This is a genomic window from Cereibacter changlensis JA139 (assembly GCF_003034985.1).
GTDB classification, from domain to species: domain Bacteria; phylum Pseudomonadota; class Alphaproteobacteria; order Rhodobacterales; family Rhodobacteraceae; genus Cereibacter; species Cereibacter changlensis.
On record NZ_PZKG01000430.1, the window covers coordinates 1 to 526 of the forward strand.

Genomic DNA, 526 nt, shown 5'->3' on the forward strand with positions numbered 1-526 from the left:
CTGCAGGCTGCGGCGCAGGGCGAGTTCGTCCAGCACCTGCTGCTTCTGGCTGGCCGAGAGGCCGGGATCGTCGGGGTTGAGCACCTTGGTGAAATCGAGATCCACCGGCGCGGCCAGCTTGCCGATATCGGCCGAGGCCGAAAGATCGACCTCGCCGGCCACGATATTGGCGTTCTCGGCCGCCGCCCCGGAGCCGCCGGAGATCGTTCCCAGCTTGGCCAGCGGATAGAGCAGCTGCGTCACGCCGGAGCTCAGCGCGCCGCGGATGTCGCCCATGGTGGCGACCCTCGCGGAGATCGCCGCCTCGCGCGCGGCGCCGGTGAGGAAGCGGCTCTCGACGTAGCTCGCCTGCTGCGCCCGCCCGGCGTTCTCGTCATGCAGCGCGCCGTAGTGGAAGCTGATGTCGGCGGCGATGGCGTCGCGGGCGGCCTCGGCGTCGAAGCCGTCGAGGAGCGCGTCGATCTTGCCGCCGTCGACCAGCGCGTCGAGATCCTGCTGCGCCAGCAGCAGCGCCATGACGGAGGGC

The 526-nt window shown here is 71.1% G+C and carries 1 protein-coding gene; it reads right to left on the reverse strand.

Annotation, left to right across the window (positions count from 1 at the left end):
* Positions 1-526, reverse strand: a 526-nt coding sequence (locus tag C5F48_RS25585) for a hypothetical protein (protein WP_181247797.1), incomplete at both ends; no start/stop codon positions are given.